The 19,924-nt window shown below is 70.8% G+C and carries 19 protein-coding genes; 10 read left to right on the plus strand and 9 right to left on the minus strand.

Translation table 11 applies throughout. From position 1 onward, the window contains the following. Positions 1–385: 385 nt before the first annotated feature. From FB600_RS05390 to FB600_RS05400, 3 genes are all read right to left on the minus strand, one after another. Positions 386–1,738: an MFS transporter gene (locus tag FB600_RS05390; protein ID WP_373421848.1), complete on the minus strand. Its 1,353-nt coding sequence runs from the start codon at positions 1,736–1,738 to the stop codon at positions 386–388. A 135-nt stretch (positions 1,739–1,873) separates the two neighbouring features. After that, a complete protein-coding gene (locus FB600_RS05395) occupies positions 1,874–2,185 on the minus strand; it encodes a high-potential iron-sulfur protein (RefSeq protein ID WP_013699671.1) in 312 nt (103 codons plus the stop codon). 329 nt (positions 2,186–2,514) lie between these two features. Further along, positions 2,515–3,495, minus strand: coding sequence for an AAA family ATPase (locus FB600_RS05400; protein WP_096750052.1), 981 nt, complete (start codon positions 3,493–3,495; stop codon positions 2,515–2,517). Positions 3,496–3,997: 502 nt separating this feature from the next. On the opposite strand from FB600_RS05400, the gene FB600_RS05405 reads away from it, so the two are divergent. The 6 genes from FB600_RS05405 (at position 3,998) to FB600_RS05430 (ending at position 9,903) form a co-directional block, all read left to right on the plus strand. Then, positions 3,998–4,528 (plus strand): hypothetical protein, encoded by a 531-nt coding sequence (locus FB600_RS05405; protein WP_096750699.1) that lies wholly within the window; start codon positions 3,998–4,000, stop codon positions 4,526–4,528. A 3-nt stretch (positions 4,529–4,531) separates the two neighbouring features. After that, a complete protein-coding gene (locus tag FB600_RS05410) occupies positions 4,532–5,338 on the plus strand; it encodes an endonuclease/exonuclease/phosphatase family protein (protein ID WP_013699674.1) in 807 nt (268 codons plus the stop codon). A 235-nt stretch (positions 5,339–5,573) separates the two neighbouring features. Then, positions 5,574–6,344: a ferredoxin--NADP reductase gene (locus FB600_RS05415; protein WP_013699675.1), complete on the plus strand. Its 771-nt coding sequence runs from the start codon at positions 5,574–5,576 to the stop codon at positions 6,342–6,344. Positions 6,345–6,738: 394 nt separating this feature from the next. Next, entirely contained in the window at positions 6,739–7,599 is an 861-nt protein-coding gene (locus FB600_RS05420; protein ID WP_098153520.1) for a sensor histidine kinase, read from the plus strand. A 9-nt stretch (positions 7,600–7,608) separates the two neighbouring features. After that, the gene (rqpR, locus tag FB600_RS05425) at positions 7,609–8,271 is read left to right on the plus strand and encodes a response regulator transcription factor RqpR (RefSeq protein ID WP_013699677.1); all 663 of its coding nucleotides are present in this window, start codon (positions 7,609–7,611) and stop codon (positions 8,269–8,271) included. A 228-nt stretch (positions 8,272–8,499) separates the two neighbouring features. After that, entirely contained in the window at positions 8,500–9,903 is a 1,404-nt protein-coding gene (locus tag FB600_RS05430; protein ID WP_013699678.1) for an amino acid permease, read from the plus strand. A gap of 150 nt (positions 9,904–10,053) precedes the next feature. On the opposite strand, the gene FB600_RS05435 is transcribed toward FB600_RS05430, so the two are convergent. Then, positions 10,054–10,791 (minus strand): PepSY-associated TM helix domain-containing protein, encoded by a 738-nt coding sequence (locus tag FB600_RS05435; protein WP_046582915.1) that lies wholly within the window; start codon positions 10,789–10,791, stop codon positions 10,054–10,056. 467 nt (positions 10,792–11,258) lie between these two features. On the opposite strand from FB600_RS05435, the gene FB600_RS05440 reads away from it, so the two are divergent. Beyond that, on the plus strand, positions 11,259–12,920 hold the full coding sequence (locus FB600_RS05440; RefSeq protein WP_096750050.1) for a rhomboid family intramembrane serine protease: 1,662 nt from the start codon (positions 11,259–11,261) through the stop codon (positions 12,918–12,920). Positions 12,921–13,043: 123 nt separating this feature from the next. Here the strand turns inward: FB600_RS05440 and FB600_RS05445 are convergent, their stop codons facing one another. From FB600_RS05445 to fliE, 5 genes are all read right to left on the minus strand, one after another. Then, positions 13,044–13,400: an EscU/YscU/HrcU family type III secretion system export apparatus switch protein gene (locus FB600_RS05445; protein WP_013699681.1), complete on the minus strand. Its 357-nt coding sequence runs from the start codon at positions 13,398–13,400 to the stop codon at positions 13,044–13,046. Next, complete coding sequence (locus FB600_RS05450; RefSeq protein WP_145756344.1) at positions 13,397–14,848, minus strand: flagellar hook-length control protein FliK; 1,452 nt, start codon at positions 14,846–14,848, stop codon at positions 13,397–13,399. The genes FB600_RS05445 and FB600_RS05450 overlap by 4 nt, the downstream gene beginning before the upstream one ends. A 72-nt stretch (positions 14,849–14,920) precedes the next feature. Then, positions 14,921–15,253: a flagellar protein FliT gene (locus tag FB600_RS05455; protein ID WP_013699683.1), complete on the minus strand. Its 333-nt coding sequence runs from the start codon at positions 15,251–15,253 to the stop codon at positions 14,921–14,923. Then, positions 15,250–15,687: a flagellar export chaperone FliS gene (gene fliS / locus FB600_RS05460; protein ID WP_013699684.1), complete on the minus strand. Its 438-nt coding sequence runs from the start codon at positions 15,685–15,687 to the stop codon at positions 15,250–15,252. Before fliS ends, FB600_RS05455 begins: the two co-directional genes overlap by 4 nt. A gap of 145 nt (positions 15,688–15,832) precedes the next feature. Then, a complete protein-coding gene (gene fliE, locus FB600_RS05465) occupies positions 15,833–16,171 on the minus strand; it encodes a flagellar hook-basal body complex protein FliE (protein ID WP_145756345.1) in 339 nt (112 codons plus the stop codon). A gap of 289 nt (positions 16,172–16,460) precedes the next feature. On the opposite strand from fliE, the gene fliF reads away from it, so the two are divergent. The 3 genes from fliF to fliH are packed head-to-tail and all read left to right on the plus strand — an operon-like array spanning position 16,461 to position 19,921. Beyond that, on the plus strand, positions 16,461–18,260 hold the full coding sequence (gene fliF / locus FB600_RS05470) for a flagellar basal-body MS-ring/collar protein FliF (RefSeq protein ID WP_096750048.1): 1,800 nt from the start codon (positions 16,461–16,463) through the stop codon (positions 18,258–18,260). Then, positions 18,250–19,245 carry a flagellar motor switch protein FliG gene (fliG, locus tag FB600_RS05475; RefSeq protein ID WP_096750047.1) on the plus strand — a complete coding sequence of 332 codons (996 nt, stop codon included), beginning with the start codon at positions 18,250–18,252 and terminating at the stop codon, positions 19,243–19,245. The genes fliF and fliG overlap by 11 nt, the downstream gene beginning before the upstream one ends. Beyond that, positions 19,238–19,921, plus strand: coding sequence for a flagellar assembly protein FliH (fliH, locus tag FB600_RS05480; RefSeq protein WP_098153516.1), 684 nt, complete (start codon positions 19,238–19,240; stop codon positions 19,919–19,921). The genes fliG and fliH overlap by 8 nt, the downstream gene beginning before the upstream one ends. The last annotated feature ends 3 nt before the right edge of the window (positions 19,922–19,924 follow it).

Here is a 19,924-nt window from a genome sequence, read left to right on the forward strand (position 1 = left end):
TCTCCAGGTCTCGTGCCGGCTGGCGCCGGCGTGCGGCCGATCTTACTTGAGCTTTCACGCCCGGAACAAGCCGGCCGGATCAAGCGCCGGCCCAGGCTTGCGCGGTGATTTCCGGCGTGCTTGGCGGCCCGCCGCGGCGGGCGCGGCGCGATGAAGCACCGGAAGCGGCGCTGTTCGGCGCTGTTTCGTCGGATCGCTAAACAAGCGGTGACGGATACGCCGCGCCCGCGACGCGGATCGAACCGGCACGGCAGCAGGCGGCGACACGCGCCCCGAGCCCGCCCGATCGCCGGCCGGGCCAGCCCGGCGCGGGCCTGGCGCGGGCTCGGGCGTGAATCCGCCGGCGCCCGGCCACGGCCGCGCCGGCCGTCGCGCGGCCCGCGCCTCAGTCCCCCGAGCCCGGCGCGCGGCGCGGCATGCAGGCCACCGCGATCACCGACAGCGCGAGCCCGGCCATCACGTAATAGGTCGGCGCAAGCGGCGTACCTGTCGCCTTGATCAGCCAGGTGACGATGAACTGCCCGAATCCGCCGAACAGCATCACCGCGACGTTGTAAGCAAGCGACAGCCCGGTGGAGCGGACCTGGGCCGGGAACAGCTCGGCGATCATCGCGCCGAACGGCCCGTAGTAGCCCGACAGGGTGATCGCCAGCAGCCCCTGCACCAGCACCAGCCGGCCCACGCTGGGCGCCGCGTCGAGCCAGATGAACAGCGGGTAGATCAGCACCAGGGTGGCGACCAGCGACCACAGCGAAAGCGTCTTGCGCCCGATCCGGTCAGACCAGGCGCCGGCCAGCGGCGTGAGCACCGTCAGCAGCAGGCCGCCGACGATCACCGCGTAGAACGATTCGGCATAGGGCAGCTTGAGCTGCTTGACCGCGAAGGTCGGCAGGTAGCTGATCAGCACGTAGATCGTGACGGTCAGCGCGATCACCGAGCCCAGCCCGCAGAGCACCTCGCGGCCGTGCTGCGCGAACACCTCGCCGAGCGTGACGCGGCGCGCGCTGGCCTTGCTGGCCAGGAACACCTCCGAGTCGGCCAGGTGGCGGCGCAGGTAATAGCCGATCGGGCCGATCAGCAAGCCCAGCAGGAACGGCACGCGCCAGCCCCAGGCATGCAGCGCCTCGCTCGACAGGCCGTGCGTGACCAGGGTGCCGACCAGCGCGCCCACCAGCAGCGCGGCCGACTGGCTCGACATCTGCCAGCTGCCGTAGAAGCCGCGCCGGCCGCGCGGCGCCGCCTCGATCAGCATCGCGGTGGCGCTGCCGAATTCGCCGCCGGCCGAGAAGCCCTGCAGCAGCCGGCCGAACACGATCAAGAGCGGCGCGCCGATGCCGATCGCCGCGTAGGTGGGCGCGGCCGCGATCAGGAAGATGCCGGCCGTCATCAGCAGGATCACCAGCGACAGCGCGGCCTTGCGCCCCGCGCGATCGGCATAGAGGCCGAGCACGATGCCGCCGATCGGCCGCATGAAGAAGGCCACCCCGAAGGTGGCGGTGGTCAGCAGCAGCGAGGCGTATTCGCTGGAACTCGGGAAGAACAGCTCGGCGATCACCACCACCATGAAGCTGAACACCGTGAAGTCGTACCACTCGAGCGCATTGCCGATCACGGCGGCGATCACCGCGCTGCGTCCGGGGCCGGGGCCATTCACGGCCGGTTGGGTCGCCTGCTGCCTTTCGCTTGCCGAACTCATGCGTCTCCCTCTCCCGCCGGGGGTATGCGCCATGCGCCGCATGGGCGTGGCGCGGTTGTGGTGCAGCGAGTGTAGGGGAGCGACGAAGCCGATTACAAGCGGCACAAAAAAACCCGGCGGGCGGGCTGCCTGCCGGGTTTCTGGTTCGAGGCCAGGGGCGCGCGCGGCGCCCGGCGCTCAGGCCATCTTGCTGAAGGCGCTGCACCAGCCCTTGGCGGCCACGTCCTTGCCGGGGAAGGCGACGCAGGCGGCGGAAGTCGACCCCTTCTTGCCCTGGTACATCGAGCAGGCCGCGCAATCCTGCCCGGCCGCGTATTTCGGGAACTTGCTCTTGTCGACCTTGGTGGCGTCGGCCTTGTAGCCGAGCGCGGCCGCGGTGGGATCGGTCTCGGCCAGCATCGGCGCGGCGAAGGCCTCGCGCGAGGACAGCGCGAGCGCCGATACCGCGCCGACACTGGTGATCAGGAAACTGCGACGGGACGTTTTCATGGGGACGTGCTCCAGCTTCTCTTCATGGGGAATGGCCGCTCTGACGGCGGCACCGGCGAAGCATAACGCCGCCGCCGCGGATCTGCGCTGCCGAATCCCGGAGATAAGGAATCGCTGAAGCCGGGGCGGGCGGCAAGTCGCGCGCCTTGCCGGCCACCATGCGATGCCGAGGCGACAGGCTCGCGACGGCGGCGCCCGCCCGGAGCCCGGCGTTGTGCGACAGAAGGTCGCGCAACGGCGCGGCGAAGCAGAACGGAAGCCGCCGGCCGAACCTCGCCCTTCGTCCGTCGCTCCCGCCGCCTCGTCGATGCCGCACGCGGCCTTCGCGCTCAGAAGCCGATCGGCCGCCGCCTCGGCATGCCCTCGTCGGCGCGGATGTCGCGCGCCTCCACCGCGTCGCGCCCGTCGAGCCGCGCCGCGCCGAACGCATGCAGCAGCGCGCGGCGCATGGTGCGCGGCGGCACCGCCGCCAGCGCGCCCAGCGCGGACTCGCCGAGCATCTCGGGAAAGCGCCGGCCCCAGGCATGCGCGCCGCGGATCCCGGCATAGATGGTCTGCGCGATGCGCCGCGCGCCGGCCTCGTCGGGCGGGGGGATCTCGTAGACGTTCATGCGGTTGAGGATCGGCTCGGGGATCGAGGACGCGTCGTTGGCCGTCGCGATCCAGATCACGTTGCCGGCATCGATCGGCACCTCGGCGAACTCGTCGACGAAGGCGCTCGCGGTGTCGTGCTCGAGCAGCGCGTAGAGCGCGCCGAGCGGATCGTACTGGGCATCGTTGCCGGCCTTGTCGATCTCGTCGATGGCGATCACCGGGTTCGAGTAGCTGCCGTGCACCAGCGCGTCGAACACCTTGCCCGGCTTGGCGTTCTTCCATTGCGAGGAGGCTCCCGACAGCACCCAGCCGGCGGTCAGCGAACTCATCGGCACGTAGTGGTAGGCGGTGCCGAGCATCTGCGCCAGCGCCTTGGCGAAGTGGGTCTTGCCGATCCCGGGCGCGCCCAGCAGCAGGATCGGCATCAGCTCGAGCCGGTCCTCGGTCTCCAGGCACAGCGCGATCTGCTTGCGCAGGTCCTCCAGCGGCCCCGCGAAATTCGGCAGCGCCTCGGCCAGCGCGTCGAAGGCCGGCATGCGCGTGGGCTTCACGCAAAAGCGCAGGTTGCCCGTCTTCAGCATCTTCTCGTAGGTCGCGCGCAGGGCCTCGCTGGCCCCTTCGTTGAGATCGTTCAGCGCGGTCTCGACCCGATCGAGATCGTACACGCGGCTGAACGAGGCCACCGCCAGTTCCTGCTTCACCATCGCCGTCGTCATCACACACCTCTCGCTTGCCACGCCCGGTCGCCCCGGGCTCGCCGCCGCGCCGGCGCCGACACTAGCAGCGCCGCGCGGCATCAGACCCCACGCCGCCAGTGTTGGACAGACAAAAGTGGCGTGCAAGCCAGCACTCCTCGTGCTCTGCTGCTGATCGCGGCGCGCGCTGCACGGCGCGGCAAGCGCGCGTATCATCGACGATTCACCGTCGCGTGCCGGCCGCCGCCTTGCGCCGCGCCGCCGGCCCCTGCTGCCCCGACAGGAATCGCCGATGACCGAGCTTTCGCTGCCCGATCCGCTTGCCCACCCGCGCCTCGCGCGTCCCGCGCGCCCGCCGCGCGGCCGGAACCCGAATCGCGCGCGCCCGGTCAGACACGCTTTCGGCAGCGCCGCCTTCCCGATCTCCTCGATGCTTCGTTCCTTCGCGTTCAATATCGCGGCCGGCCTTCCGGGCTCGGCCGCGATCCCGTTGCCGCGCCGCCGGCCGGCCGCTCCCGCCCGCATGTCGAATCCGTTGACGCCGCTGACGGTGCGTGCCGCCCTGCGCGGCGCGTTGCTGGCCGCCTGCCTGGCCTCGAGCCTGGCGCCGCTCGCCGCGCGGGCGCAGGCCTCCACGCCGGCCGCGCCGCAGTCGATCGACTGGGAGATCCGCGTGCTGCACGATGGCCAGACCGTCGACACCTTCCACCAGACCACCACGGTCGGCCAGTCGCGCACCGATACGCACGACTATCCCGTCACGCTGGGCGCGGCCTGCGCCGGCAAGGAAGCCTCGATCGTGGCGGCGGTCAAGCCGCGGCGCTCGCGCACCGTGACGGTCGCGCCGCTCTATGTCGAGGGCGACACGGTCACGCTGCAGATCGACGCGCAGGAAACCCTGGACGACGGCGACGGCTGCTCGCTCGCGCCGCGCCAGATCTCGGCCAGCCACCCGGGCCTGGCGGTCCATGCCGAGAGCTGGACCGACTGGGCGCCGGCCGACAAGAAGGCGCGCCTGCTCTACCAGGTCCGCGCCCACGTGGTGCAGGGCTGATCCATGCACGCGCCCCAGGCCCTGCCGTTCGCCGCCCCGCAGGCGGCCCCGAACGAGATCACCGCGGTCAGCTGGAACCTGCACAAGGGCCGCTCGCCGCTCGGCTTCACCGCCTGGAACGCGATGCGCCGCTGGGTCGAATCGACCCACGCCGACATCTACTTCCTGCAGGAGGCGATGGCCAAGCGCATGCCGCGGCCGATGCTGGCCTCGGGCTTCGGCGCGCCGATGGAGGATCCGGTCGACGACATCTGGCATTGCCAGGCCACCGAGATCGCCCGCGCGCTGGATTGGCAGATCGCGCTCGGCCCCAATGTGTTCAAGCCGTCCTGGCGGCACGGCAACGCGATCCTCTCGCCGCATCCGCTGGACCTGGGCGGGCGCTGGGACATCTCCGCGCATCGCTTCGAGCGGCGCGGCCTGCTGGTGGCGCGCGCCACCCTGGCCGGCGCCGCGCCGATCACCCTGCTCTGCGCCCACCTGGCGCTCACGCGTGCCGCGCGGCTGCGCCAGATGACCTGGATCGCGCACTGGATCGAGCATCATGCCCAGGACGGCCCGCTGGTGCTGGCCGGCGACTTCAACGACTGGCGCAACGATTCGGTGCCGCTGTTCGGCGAGATCGGCCTGTCCGAGGTCGCCACCCTGCTCGGCGAATCGGGGCGCACCTTCCCGGCCTTCTCGCCGGCGCTGGCGCTCGACAAGATGTTCGTGCGCGGCCTGACCCCGCTGGAGTGGCAGGCGCCGACCGACGACACCGCCTGGCTGTCCGACCACCTGCCCTATATCGCGCGGCTGCGCCTGGACTGAAGCGCCGCGCCTCGGCAATGGGCAGGAATCCGAAAGCTCCCGCCCCGTTTCCCGGGGCGGATTTCCGCGCGCCCACCGGGGTCAAGCGCGCGCGGCGCCCAGGCAGGGTAAAATACGGGGTTCTCCAAACGTCTGTTAACGGGTAGGCGTGCACTTTTAGAGAGTGACGCGCCCGCCATCGGCCGGTCTGCGGATCGGGCCGGTGCCCTCGGTTTCCGTCTCGTATCCGTATTCCATGAGCAAATTCGATACCGCTACCGTCCTGTCCGTCCACCACTGGACCGATACGCTGTTCAGCTTCACCTGCACCCGCGACCAGGGCCTGCGCTTCAACAATGGTGAATTCACCATGGTCGGCCTTGAGGTCGAGGGCAAGCCGCTCGCGCGCGCCTACTCGATCGTCAGCCCGAACTACGAGGAACACCTCGAGTTCTTCAGCATCAAGGTGCAGGACGGCCCGCTCACCTCGCGTCTGCAGCACCTGAAGGTGGGCGACCCGGTCCTGATCGGCAAGAAGCCCACCGGCACCCTGGTCGCCGACAACCTGCTGCCCGGCAAGACGCTGTGGCTGCTGTCGACCGGCACGGGCCTGGCGCCCTTCATGTCGATCATCCGCGACCCGGACATCTACGACCGCTTCGACAAGATCGTGCTGACCCATACCTGCCGCCTGAAGGGCGAGCTGGCCTACATGGACTTCATCAAGCACGACCTGCCGGGCCACGAGTACCTGGGCGACATCATCAAGGAAAAGCTGGTCTATTACCCGACCGTGACGCGCGAAGCCTTCGACAACGAGGGCCGCATCACCGACCTGATCGCCACCGGCAAGCTGTTCACCGACCTCGAGGTGCCGCCGTTCTCGCCCGAGAACGACCGCGTGATGCTGTGCGGCAGCACCGCCATGCTCAAGGACACCACCGAGCTGCTCAAGCAGGCCGGCCTGGTGGAAGGCAAGAACAGCGCGCCGGGCCACTACGTGATCGAGCGCGCCTTCGTCGACTGATCCCCGACGGCCTCGCGCCCTCGGCAAGAACCGGAGCCTCGCGCTCCGGTTTTTTTATGCGCGCGTCATATGGTTTAGTTACATTTTCGGCGGTCAGTTACAAACCCTTGCGATTCGTCCTACGGTCAAGCGAACAAAAATCTGTCGAATCTGACGAGCTTGCCTGTCGGATATTTCCGACACGGGCGTCAGGATTTTGATCTGTTTACCCGGAACGATCCCCGCCCGGCGCGCCTTTCCCATTTATTCTGAGTTATGATTCGCGGCGTCTTGACACTTCTTGACATACTTGCCAAGGGTCAAACCAAGTATTACTGAATGTAACTTTTGTTACCCGATCGGGCCTCCACCGAGGTCGTCGCTGATCGAACCTGTTCTCGCCGGAAGGAACGTCATGGACATGCCGCGTATCGCAGCCGCCTCAGCGAGCGCCCTGCCCGAGCCGGGCCCCGCCCCGGCACGCTCCGCCAATGCCCTCGCCGTGATTCCCACCGCAGCCGCCAGCTCGCCGTCGCCCGTTGCTCCTGCCCCGGATGCCCGGCTGGCCGCCTTTTCGGCCGAACTCGCGGCCGAGCTCGCCGCCGCCGACGAAACCGCCCGCCGCCGGCTCGCCCGCGAGCTGCACGACGGCCTCGGCGCCGACCTCACCGGCCTGCGCTTCGCCTTCGCCAATCTCGACACCTGGCTGCCCGAGCAGGCGCCCGAAGGCTGCCGGCGCGCGCTCGCGCTGGCCCAGCAGGCGCTCGACGCCGCCTTCGATTCGTACCGCCGCGCGCTCGACGAGGCCGCGCCCGCGCTCGATGCCGGCCTGGTCGGCACCCTGTCGGGCTGGGTCGGCGCATTCGGCGCGCGCACCCGGCTGCGCACCAGCGTGGTCTGCGCGGCCGACGCGCGGCTCGCGCAACTGGCCGGCGACAACGCCCTTGCGGTGTTCCGCGTGGCCCAGGAAGCGCTCGCCAACATCGCCCGGCATGCACGCGCCCAGGCCGCCGACGTGCGGCTCGAGGCCGGCGCGACGCATCTCGAACTGATCGTCGCCGACGACGGCCGCGGTTTCGCGGCGGCCGGCGCCGATCGCGACGCCGAGGCCCCGGGCGGCCGCGGGCTGGGCCACATGCGCGCGCGCTGCGCCGCGTTCGGCGGCACGCTCGCGCACCAGCCGCGCGAGGGCGGCGGCACCGTGCTGCGCGCGCGCTTCGCCTGGGATGCGCTGCTGGCCGCGCCGCGCGCATCGGCACATGCCTCGGGCTGCTGAGGAGACGCGATGGCGCTGAATCTGTTGCTCGTGGACGATCACGCGATCGTCCGCCAGGGAATCCGGCAACTGCTGCTCGACCGCCGCGTGGCAGACGAGGTGGCCGAGGCCGAATCGGGCGCCGAGGCGCTCGCGGCCGCCGACAAGGGCAGCTTCGACGTGATCCTGCTCGACATCTCGCTGCCCGACATCAACGGCGTGGAGGTGCTCAAGCGCCTCAAGCGCAAGCTGCCGTCCACCCCGGTGCTGATGTTCTCGATGTACCGCGAGGACCAGTACGCGGTGCGCGCGCTGAAGGCCGGCGCGGCCGGCTACCTGTCGAAGACGGTCAATGCCGCGCAGATGATCTCGGCGATCCAGCAGGTGGCGGCCGGCCGCAAGTACGTGAGCCCGGCGCTGGCCGAGGCGCTGGCCGAATACGTCTCGTTCGAGAACGAGCCGCTGCCGCACGAGAAGCTGTCCGACCGCGAATACCAGACGCTCTGCATGCTGGCCTCGGGCAAGCGGCTCACCGACATCGCCGTCACCCTCTCGCTGTCGGTCAAGACGGTCAGCGTCTATCGCACGCGCCTGCTCGAGAAGATGAAGCTGTCGAACAACGCCGAGCTGACTTTCTACGCGATGAGCAACCGCCTGCTCGAGATGGCGCCGCCCCCCCCGGCCGGCGCCTGAACCCGCCGCCGCGGCCCGCCGTCTCGCCGGCCGTCCCAGGCTACTGCGCCGCCGATCCCCGCCCTTCCCGACGCGCCCGCGCATCGCGCGCAAACCCCTGTTTTCATTAGACGAATGTAGGTGCAACCCGGATAGGGCAACCGAAACGGATCGGCTAGAATGCCGGGGTTCCACCGACCATAACCATAATCCGCAGCCGTCGGCCGCGACTCACGTCATTCAATCCGCATGTCACTTCTTCGCAAGAAAAACGTCGACCAGATGATCGCCGGCGCCCAGCGCGCCGGCCTCAAGAAGGCGCTCGGCGCCGTCGACCTCACCTTCCTCGGCATCGGCGCCATCATCGGCACGGGGATCTTCGTGCTGACCGGCACGGGCGCGGTCCAGGCCGGGCCGGCGCTGATGGTCTCGTTCATCGTGGCGGCGATCGCATGCGGGCTGTCCGCGCTCGCCTACGCCGAATTCGCCTCCACCATCCCGGTGGCCGGCTCGATCTACACCTATTCGTATGCCACGCTCGGCGAGCTGGTGGCCTGGATCATCGGCTGGGACCTGATGCTCGAATACAGCCTTGCCGCCTCGGCCGTGTCGGTCGGCTGGTCGGGCTACGCGCAGTCCCTGCTCAAGGGTTTCGGCGTGGTGCTGCCCACCGTGCTCACCGCCGCGCCCAACTCGGTGCCCGGCGTGACCACCTACTTCGACCTGCCCGCCTTCGTGGTGATGATGGCGATCACCACCCTGCTCTCGGTGGGCATCCGCGAATCGACGCGCGTCAACAACCTGATGGTGTTCATCAAGGTGGCGGTGGTGCTGCTGGTGATCGCGGTGGGCGTGTTCCACGTGACGCCCGCCAACTGGACGCCGTTCATGCCGCATGGCTGGTCGGGCGTGTTCGGCGCGGCGGCGGTGATGTTCTTCGCCTTCATCGGCTTCGACGCGGTGTCCTCGGCCGCCGAGGAGGTGAAGAATCCCAAGCGCGACCTGCCGATCGGCATCATCGCCTCGCTGGGCGTGTGCGCGGTGCTGTACGTGACGGTCGCCGCGGTGGCCACCGGCATCGTGCCGTCCTCGCAATACGCCGGCATCACGCACCCCATCTCCTACGCGCTGCAGGTGGCGGGCCAGAACTGGGTGGCCGGCTTCATCGACCTGGGCGCCGTGCTCGGCATGCTGACCGTGATCCTGGTGATGACCTACGGCCAGACCCGCATCACCTACGCGATGTCGCGCGACGGCCTGCTGCCGGCCGTGCTCTCGCGCGTGCATCCGCGCTTCCAGACGCCGTTCCTGGCGACCTGGATCATCGGCCTGCTGTGCGCGCTGATCGCCGCGCTGATCCCGCTCAACGTGCTGGCCGAGCTGATCAACATCGGCACGCTGGCGGCCTTCTCGATGGTCTCGATCGCGGTGATCGTGCTGCGCCGCACGCGCCCGGACCTGCCGCGCGCGTTCCGCTGCCCCGGCGTGCCGGTGGTGCCGGTGCTGGCCGTGGCCGCGTGCGTATTCCTGATGCTGAACCTCAGCGCGGTGACCTGGAAGGCCTTCGGCATCTGGCTGGTGATCGGCCTGGTGATCTACTTCGTCTACTCGCGACGCAACGCGAAGATCGCCCAGGGCGGCGCGCAGCACTGAGCCTCGCCTCCCGCCCATGCCCGCCGCCCGCTCGCGCGGGCGCGGCGCCCACGAAAAAGGCTCGTCGTCGACGAGCCTTTTTGCTTGATGCGGCCGGATCCGCCGCCGCCGCGAATCCTGCTGCGGGTGCCGCCGCGAAGCCGCCGCCCTTCAGCTCAATCCCGCCAGCAACGCCGCCGTGATCGAGCCGGCCACCAGCACCACGCCGATGGTGCGGCGCTTGTTGAGCTCGGTCCACAGCAGCACGCCGGTCAGCGAGAGCAGGATCATCGAGCCGGCGATGGTGTCCATCAGCAGCACCCAGAAGATGTTCATGCCCACGCCGCGATGCAGGTTGGTGAGGGTGGTCATCAGCGAGTTGTCGCTGCGCTTGAGGAAGATGGCCTGGCTGCCGACCCAGTAGTCGGCCACCACGTTCGCGCCCGGCTTGAACAGCGTGATCTGCCAGTGCTCGGGTTGCATCACGCTGCGATCGCCCCATTCCACCGGCTGCGCCGCTTCCTTGCGGATCCGCGTGCGGCCGGCGTCGAACTTCAGCTCCTTGATCAGCCAGGCCTCGAGCCTGGCGGGAGACTTGGGCGCCGGCACGGGCAGGGGCATCTGCACCTCGCTCACGCGCGGCGCGCCCGGCGAGATCTTCAGCGGCGGCGCGCGATGGTTCATCACGAAACCGGTCACGCCGAACATCAGGCCCAGCACCGCGCCCCACAGCCCCACCCAGCCATGCACCTTGCGCAGCCACTTGATGAAGGTCGCGCGCCGCGAGCGCTGGCGCCGCGCGGCCAGCTCGGCCTCGGCCAGCGGGCGGGCCGGGCCGGCCGACGCCCCCGCGTAGCGCGTCGCCACGCCGGAAGACAGCTTCGGTTCGATCGATTCGGGCGCGTTCACGCTCACTCCAATGCCAATACGACAAGGGCGGCCCGCGACGCTGGTCGCTTGGCCGCCCTCTACTTCAAATGAGAATCGCTATCATTACATAAAGCCCGGCGGGACTCAATCGCCGCCTGCATGCCGGGCTCCGAAACAATGCGTCGGGGTCCGAACCAGCCGCGCGCGGCGCGCGCCTCGCTCGCGTTCCGAAGCCGCCGTACCGGCCCCGAAAGACGGGCGTTTCCGTCCTGCCGGGGCGGCATCGTCATGGTTTGTCGTGACAGGGCCATGTCGCGGCCAGGAAATTCGTTATCCGATGCATCGCGAACGCGCGCGTTGATGCCGGCGGCGCTAGAATCCCGACATCATCCGGACGTGCCGCGCCTTCGACGGGGATTCATCGAGACGCGCCGCCGCCACGCAAGCCATGCGGCATACCAGGCGTCCGGACCACAAAGACGACAAAAAAACGGGGCCAGCTCTTCATGAACGACATCGCATCCGCGCCGGGTGGTCCACCGCTCGCGCCCGCCGTCACGGCCGCGCTCGGCGCGGCGGCGGCGCCAGCCAGCCTGCCCGCCGCCGCGCCGGGCGACGTCGACAGCTTCCGCATCCGCTTTTCCGTGCAGACGCGCGCCGCCGATCCGCGCCGCCACGCGCGCCACGGCGGCTTTCCCGGCAGCGGCACGTTGAGCTTCGGCGCGGCCACCGGCACGCTGTCGCTGGACGGCAGCACCGGCGGCTGGATCGGCGCCCAGCCCTTCCACCTGGCGATCCCGCGCGCGCAGATCTTCGATGCCAGCAGCGCCGGCAAGCGCATCTTCTTCGATCTCCACACCCCCGACGGCGTGCTCGGCATCGCGCTGCAGGCCGCCGACGCGGCCGCCGCCGCGAGCATCGCCGAGCGCCTGCCGATGCAGGTCACCTCCACCTTCGCCGCCGAACTCGACGCGCACGCGCGCTTCAGCGACCTGGTGCAGTCCCGGCCGGTCGCCTGGGCCACCTGGGGCCTGGTGGCGGCGAACCTGCTGCTGTTCGCGGCGATGGTGCTCAACGGCGTCTCGCCGCTGCAGCCCGACATACCGGCGATGATCCGCTGGGGCGCGAACTACGGCCCCGACACGCTGGACGGCGACTGGTGGCGCCTGCTGACCAGCAGCTTCGAGCACTTCGGGGCGCTGCACCTGGCCGTCAACCTGCTGGTGCTGGCGCGTTTCGGGCCGCTCGCGGAACGGCTCTACGGCAGCTTCCGCTTCCTCTCGCTGTACCTGTTCGCGGGCGTGATCGCCAGCATGACCAGCGTGCTGTGGGACCCGATGCAATGCGCGGCCGGCGCCTCGGGCGCGATCCTCGGCGTGTTCGGCGCGCTGCTGGCCTGCCTGCTGCGCCGGCGCCGCGAGCTGCCGGCGCTGGTGCACGACCACCAGCGCTCGCTGGCGCTCGGCTTCGTCGCCTACTGCCTCTACAACGGCTTCCTGCATCCGGCGATCGACAACGCCGCCCACCTCGGCGGCCTCGCGGCCGGCTTCGCGGTGGGCCTGGCGCTGGCGCCGCCGCTCGACCCGGCCGCGCGCGAGGCGACCGCCGGCGCGAACGTGACCACCGCGGCCGGGATCGGCGCGCTGCTGGTGATCGCGCTGGCCTACCCGCTCACCCATCCCGGCCACGGACGCCAGCAGGAGCTGCGTTTCGCCCGCGAATACATGGCGATGACGGGCGCCTCGGCCGAGATCGGCAACGCGCTGGCGACGCTGCAGCGCGAGCCGCTGGGCACCGAGGCCGAGCGGCTGGCGGTGTCGAACCAGGTGATGACCGATATCGTGCCGCGCTGGAGCAACCTCTACGCGGTGCTGTCGAGCCTGCCGCTGCCGGACGGCTCGCCCTACCGCGCGCTGCGCGACACCAGCCTCGGCATGCTCGACAACGCGCGCCGCATGGCGACCAGCTATGCGCTGGTGCTGGTGCGTCCGCGCGAGGAGGGCGAGGCGATGCTGGAGAGCTACCGCGCGCTGCTGCTCGACCAGCACGCGCGCGCCAAGGACCTGCGCCAGGAGGAGCTGGCGCTGCGCAATACCAGCCGCTTCACGCATCGCCACGGGCCGGCGCTCGCGCCGGTGCCGGGCAGCGCCGCGGCGGCGCGTTCGTAGCGGTCGGGGCCGCGTCGCGACGGAAGCCCACGCCTCGCTTCATCCCGCCTCAGCGGCCCGCTCGCAGTGGGTGATTCCGCGAGGCCGATCAACCCGGCAAGCCCGCCCTCGTCTCATCCACTTTCAGCGACGCGGCTGCGGCAGCGCCGGAAACTCGCCGCCCGGCTCGGGCTTGCCGCCGGGACCGGCCGCCGCGCCCTCGGCCTCGCGCGGCTCGGCGCGCTCCAGCGCATAGAGCCAGGCCAGCAGCTCGGCCACCGCCTGGTAGAGCGCCGGCGGAATCCGATCGTCGAGATCGACCTGCATCAGCAGCGACACCATCTCCGGCGCGGTATGCACGTACAGGCCTGCCTCGCGGGCGCGCGCCACGATCATCTCGGCAACCAGCCCGTAACCCTTGGCGACCACCCGCGGCGCGGCATCGCCGCCCTTCGGGTCGTAGACCAGCGCGGCCGCGCGCTTGCGCTTGTCGCCGCTCATCGCCAGAGCCCGTCGTCGAGGAAGCCGAATTCGTCGATATCGTCGAAATCGCCGAGGTCGTGCTGCTTTGCGGCGGGACGCGCCGCGCCGGCCTGCGCGTGCGCCTGGCCCTGCTCGTAGGCCGCCGCGGCCGCGCGCGAGGCGGCGCTGTCGAAGGGATCGGGCACGCTGTCGACGGCGCGGATCGTCAGGCCGCCGAGCTCCAGCCCCGAAGCCTGCAGGCGCTGGCGCAGGGCCTCGCCGTGGGCGCTGAGGCGCGCCGCGCCGGCGTCGTTGGCGCGCAGCCGCGCCACCAGCTGGCTGCCGGTCAGCACCAGTTCCGCATCGACCGCGCCCAGCGTCGGCAGCGACAGCATCAGCCGCGTGCGCCAGGCCAGCGGCGCCTCGCCGGGCTGCGTGCCGCCCGCGTCGGGCTCGACGCTCCAGTCGAGCCGCGCGCCGGGCCAGGCCTCGCCGCTCCAGCGAAACTGCTGGGTCGCGAGCAGGTCGAGCTGCTGGCGCACCAGCGGCAGCGTGGCCGGGTTGACGGTGGCCATCGCCGCCGAGCCGTTGGCGCCATTGGCATCGCCGACCAGGGCCGCGCCCGGCTGGCTGGTGGCGGCGGCCAGCAGGCGGCTCGCGCCCTCCTCGGCCGCCTGCGAGGCATAGGCGAGCGCGCCGCTCGCGCCGAACTGGCCTGCCGCTGGTGGGCGGGCAGACGGCGCATCCGGCGCGGCCCCGCCGCCGGCGCCCGCGGGCGTCGCGCCACCACCGTCGGCAGCCGCGCCGCGAGGCGCTGCACCGCCCGGCGATGCGCCGCCCTCGCGTGCCGCCGCCTGGGTCAACTGGTTCTGGGGTTCGCGCGCGAGGTCGGCCATCCCGCGCTGGCCGGCCAGCCACTGCGCGAGATGGGATTCGTAGAACAGGCCGCTGTCGGCCACCGAGCGCGCCAGCGCGGCGGCCAGCGCGGCGATCGCCGCCTGGGCGATCGACGGCGTGAGCGGCGCGGCCGCCTGGGCGCCGTCGGCGGTGCCGGTGGCGCCGGCGGCATTCGCCGTCGCGGCGGTACCCGGCGCGGCGTTCGCGCCGGCGGCATTGGCGGCCGTCGCGGCAGCGCCGCCCGCCTGGGCGGCAGCGCCGGCAGCCGGCGCGCCATCGCCCGCCAGCAGGTCGACCAGCGCGGGCGGCGCGTCCAGCAGGGGCAGCTTGCCGACCACCACCGGCGTGGCATCGCCGCCATGGCGCGAGATCGCGTCGAGCGTCAGCGCCACGCTCGACAGCGCGGTCTGCGCCGAGGGCGCGGGCGGGCTCGGCGCCGGCAGCGGCAGGTTGGTCGGCGGCGCGCCGCGCGCCGCCCCGGTCGGGATGCCGACCTGGGTGGCCGGCGCCCCGGCCGACACGCCGCCCTCGAGCAGGCTGTCGATGCGGCTGGCGAGCATGGCGGCGGTAACCGCGTCGATCCCGGTCATGATGAGTCCCCGCGCGGCCCGAGCCGGCGTCCGTGTCTGTCTGCGTCTGGTGGTGTGACCGCCCCGCCGCGGCTAGCGCCGCGCCTGGTAGATGTCCTTGAGCATGCGCGTCGAGCGGCCCGCGTCGAACAGCGCGGACAGCCGCGCCACCTCGGGGCTGGCGAGATCGCGGATGGCGGCGTCGTCGGCCAGGATCCGGCGGATCAGCGCGTACTTGTGACCGCGCTCGCTCGGGTCGAGCATCACCCCTTCCTCGGCCGCCTTGAGGCCGTCGACCAGCGTCTGGTATTCCGCCTGCAGCCCGTCGACCGCCAGCCAGTCGGCACCGCGCGCGGCAGCCAGCATCCGGCCGGACACTTCCGCGATCGCCTCGTAGCGGGCGAGATAAGCTGCCTCGCGACTCATCGTACGGCTTCCGGCTGCGCCTGCCCCGCCATCATGCGGGCCACTTCCGGGGCAATCCCGATCCAGGCTTCCTCGAGCGTGGCCAGCAGGCCGTCGACCTCGGCCAGCATGGCCTCGCTGGCGCTCACGTTGGCCTCCAGCAGCCGGCGCAGGATATAGGCATAGAGCGCGTTCAGGCGCTCGGCGATCTCGCCGCCCGCCTCGACGTTGAGCGAGGCCTGCAGGCCGCTCTCGACGATCTGCATGGCCTTGCCGATCGCCTCGCCGCGCGCCGCGACATTGCCGGTGTTCAGGTGCAGGCGGGCGTGGGCGATCGCCTTGCGGGCGCCCTCGTAGAGCATCGCGATCAGGCGATGCGGGGACGCGCCCATCACCCCTGTCTCGACGCCGACGCGCGCGTAGGCACTGGCTCCAGCGTGTCCTGGGGAAAACATGACGGCCCTCCTGTTGATGCGATCGTGACGTGTGGCGCGACGCCCGTCGAAACGGCATGCGTAACGCTGTGTAATACCGGCGTTATCGGTAATGACGGGGAAAGCTTTAGCGCGAAGTCAGCGCGAGGGGGGTGCGCCGACGGGGTCAGACCGACATCTGCATGATGTCGTTGTACGCGCTGACGAGCTTGTTTCGGACCTGCAGACCGAACTGCAGGCCGATGTTGGCCTTCTGCGAATCGATCATCACGTCGTTGAGGGACACGTTCGGCGCGCCCAGCTCGAAGGCCTTGGCCTCGCCGGCCGCCTTCATCTGGGTGTCGCTGATCCGGTCCAGCGAGGCCTTCAGGGCCCCCGCGAAGCCGCTGGCGGTGGCGGCGCCGGTGCCGGCGGCCGTGGCCGCGGCGCTCGCGCCGCTCGCCTGGGCGGCCATCGCCTGCATCTGTTGCAGCGCCGAAGCGATTCCGTTGACGGGCGCGGTCATGGGGTCTCCACAGAAGATACGGATGGGAAACCGGCAAGGGGCCCCGGCGGGCCCGGCCCGATCCAGCCCCGAATCCGCGCCGAAGGCCGCCGCAAAAAGCGCGGCGCGACGACGCGATGCCGGATTGCGAGCAAGGATAGCAAGCGCGGCGGCGCCCAAAGCGGGCGAAGTACGGGGAAAACTCGGCTCTGTTCCCGCGATCGGAGCCGCCCGCGCGCCGGAATAATCGCATCGTGTCATTGTCCGTCCGCTCGGCCGAGCGGCAGCCCGCTGTGGAGAAACCCGAAGCATGGATTCGCAGGCCAACTCGCTGATCAATCCCGACGCGCGCAACGCCGTCGCCGGCACGCCGCCCAACGCGGCCATGGCCGCCGGTGCGCTGCCTGGCGCCGGTGCGGGCGCGGCCGGCGCGGATTTCGGGCTGGGCGGCTTCGCCGAGCGGCTGTCCGGCTTCCCGAACCTGTCGCGCATGCGCACCAACCCCAAGCTGCCGTTCGTGATCGTCACCGCGCTGGCGATCGCGGCGATCGTCGCGCTGGTGCTCTGGAGCCGCGCCCCCGACTACAAGGTGCTCTACAGCAACCTGTCGGACCGCGACGGCGGCGCCATCATTGCTGCCCTGCAGCAATCCAATATTCCCTACCAGTTCACCGATGCCGGCGGCGCGATCCTGGTGCCCGCCAGCATGGTGCACGAGACGCGCCTGAAGCTGGCCTCGATGGGGCTGCCCAAGGGCGGCTCGGTCGGCTTCGAGCTGATGGACAACCAGAAGTTCGGGATCAGCCAGTTCGCCGAGCAGGTCAACTACCAGCGCGCGCTGGAAGGCGAGCTGGAGCGCACCATCGCCTCGATCAACGCGGTGCGCGCCGCGCGCGTGCACCTGGCGATCCCCAAGCCCTCGGTATTCGTGCGCGAGCGCGAGGCGCCCAGCGCCTCGGTGTTCGTCGACCTGTACCCGGGCCGCGTGCTGGACGACGGCCAGGTGCTGGCGATCACGCGCATGGTCGCCTCGGGCGTGCCCGACATGCCGGCCAAGAACGTCACCATCGTCGACCAGGACGGCAACCTGCTGTCGCAGCAGCAATCGGCCGCCGGCCTCGACGCGAACCAGCTCAAGTACGTCCAGCAGGTCGAGCGCAACACCCAGAAGCGCATCGACGCGATCCTCGCGCCGATGTTCGGCGCCGGCAACACGCGCGCCCAGGTCAGCGCCGACGTCGATTTCTCGCGCGCCGAGCAGACCTCGGAAAGCTTTTCGCCCAACGGCACCCAGCAGCAGGCCGCGATCCGCAGCCAGCAGACCTCGAGCTCGACCGAGATGTCGCAAAGCGGCGCGGGCGGGGTGCCCGGCGCGCTGTCGAACACGCCGCCGCAGCCGGCCTCGGCGCCGATCACCGGCGCCAGCGGCGCGGCCGGCACGCCGCCCACGCCGATCAGCGACCGCAAGGATTCGACCACCAACTACGAGCTCAACAAGACGGTCAGCCACGTCGAGCAGGCCACCGGCGGCATCAAGCGCCTGTCGGTGGCGGTGGTGGTCAACAACCTGCCGGTGGCCGACGCCAAGGGCCACGTGACGATGCAGCCGCTCAGCGCCGACAAGCTCAGGCAGGTCGAGCAGCTGGTGAAGGACGCGATGGGCTTCGACGCCAAGCGCGGCGACTCGGTCAACGTGGTCAACAGCCAGTTCACCGAGCTGGCCGATCCGCTGGCCGACGTGCCCTGGTGGCGCACGCCGGACATGATCGCGATGGCCAAGGACATCGCCAAGTGGCTCGGCATCGGCGTGGCCGCCGCCGCGCTGTACTTCATGTTCGTGCGCCCGGCGATGCGCCGCGCGTTCCCGCCGCCCGAGCCGGCCGCGGCCAGCGCCGGCGCGCTGCCGGGCCCGGACGAGCCCGCGCTCGACGGCCTGCCGGCGCTCGAGTCGAGCCTCGGCGCGCAGGCATCGCCCGAGGCGGCGCTGCTCTCGTTCGAGGCGGACAAGCAACGTTACGAACGCAACCTCGACTACGCGAAGATGATCGCCCGGCAGGATCCGAAGATCGTCGCGACCGTCGTGAAGAACTGGGTGACCGATGAGCGCTGAAGGCCTGATGAAAAGCGCGCTGCTGCTGATGTCGATCGGCGAGGAAGAGGCGGCGCAGGTGTTCAAGTTCCTGGGCCCGCGCGAGGTCCAGAAGATCGGCCTGACCATGGCCGCGCTGAAGAACGTCACGCGCGAGCAGCTCGACGAGGTGCTCAAGGAATTCGTGCAGGAGGCCGAGAAGCATTCGGCGCTGTCGCTCGATTCCGGCGAGTACATCCGCTCGGTGCTGACCAAGGCGCTCGGCGAGGACCGAGCCGGCGCGATCATCGACCGCATCCTGCAAGGCAGCGACACCAGCGGCATCGAGGGCCTGAAGTGGATGGACTCGGGCGCGGTGGCCGAGCTGATCAAGAACGAGCACCCGCAGATCATCGCCACCATCCTGGTGCACCTCGACCGCGACCAGGCCTCCGAGATCGCCTCCTGCTTCACCGAGCGGCTGCGCAACGACGTGCTTCTGCGCATCGCCACGCTCGACGGCATCCAGCCGGCCGCGCTGCGCGAGCTCGACGAGGTGCTGACCGGCCTGCTGTCGGGCAGCGACAACCTCAAGCGCAGCCCGATGGGCGGCATCCGCACCGCCGCCGAGATCCTGAACTTCATGACCAGCTCGCACGAGGAAGCCGTGCTCGCCAACGTCAAGGCCTACGATCCGGACCTGGCGCAGAAGATCATCGACGAGATGTTCGTGTTCGAGAACCTGCTGGACCTGGAGGACCGCGCGATCCAGCTGATCCTCAAGGAAGTCGAGTCGGAAACGCTGATCGTCGCGCTCAAGGGCGCGCCGCCGCCGCTGCGCCAGAAGTTCCTGGCCAACATGTCGCAACGCGCGGCCGAGCTGCTCGCCGAGGATCTCGACGCGCGCGGCCCGGTGCGCGTCTCCGAGGTCGAGCAGCAGCAGCGCAAGATCCTGCAGATCGTGCGCACCCTGGCCGAGAACGGCCAGGTGGTGATCGGCGGCAAGGCGGAAGACGCCTATGTCTGAGCGTGCTCGCGGCGCGGCCTCGATGACCGCCTACCAGCGGTGGGAGATGGCCTCGTTCGATCCGAAGCCGCCCGCGCCGGCCGTCGGGGACGACGGCGAGGCGGCCGCCGCCGCGCTGGCCGCCGAACTGCAGCGGGTGCGCGATGCCGCCCACGCCGAAGGCATGGCCAGCGGCCAGGCCGAGGGCCACGCGCTGGGCTACCGCGCCGGCCACGACAGCGGCTATGCCGAGGGGCTCGAGACCGGGCGCGCCGAGATGCGCGTCGAGGCCGGGCACTTCGCGGCGCTGGCGCGCGGCTTCGACGAGGCGCTGCACGGCGCGCGCGACACGCTGGCCGACCAGCTCGCCCAGCTCGCGCTCGACATCGCCCAGCAGGTGGTGCGACAGCACGTGCAGCTGGACCCCGGCACCGTGCTGGCCGCCGCGCGCGAGGCGCTCGCCGCCGAGCCGGCCCTCGCCGGCGCGCCGCAACTGGTGGTGAGCCCCGCCGACCTGCCGGTGGTCGAGGCCTACCTGCAGGAAGAACTCGACGCGCTGGGCTGGAGCGTGCGCACCGACCCGGCCATCGAGCGCGGCGGCTGCCGCGCCCAGGCCGCCTCGGGCGAGGTCGACGCGACCCTGCCCACGCGCTGGGAGCGCGTGGCCGCCGCGCTCGGCCGTTCGAGCGAGTGGTGAAAC

It is taken from the genome of Burkholderia sp. SJZ089, assembly GCF_007828315.1.
GTDB classification, from domain to species: Bacteria; Pseudomonadota; Gammaproteobacteria; order Burkholderiales; family Burkholderiaceae; genus Burkholderia; species Burkholderia gladioli.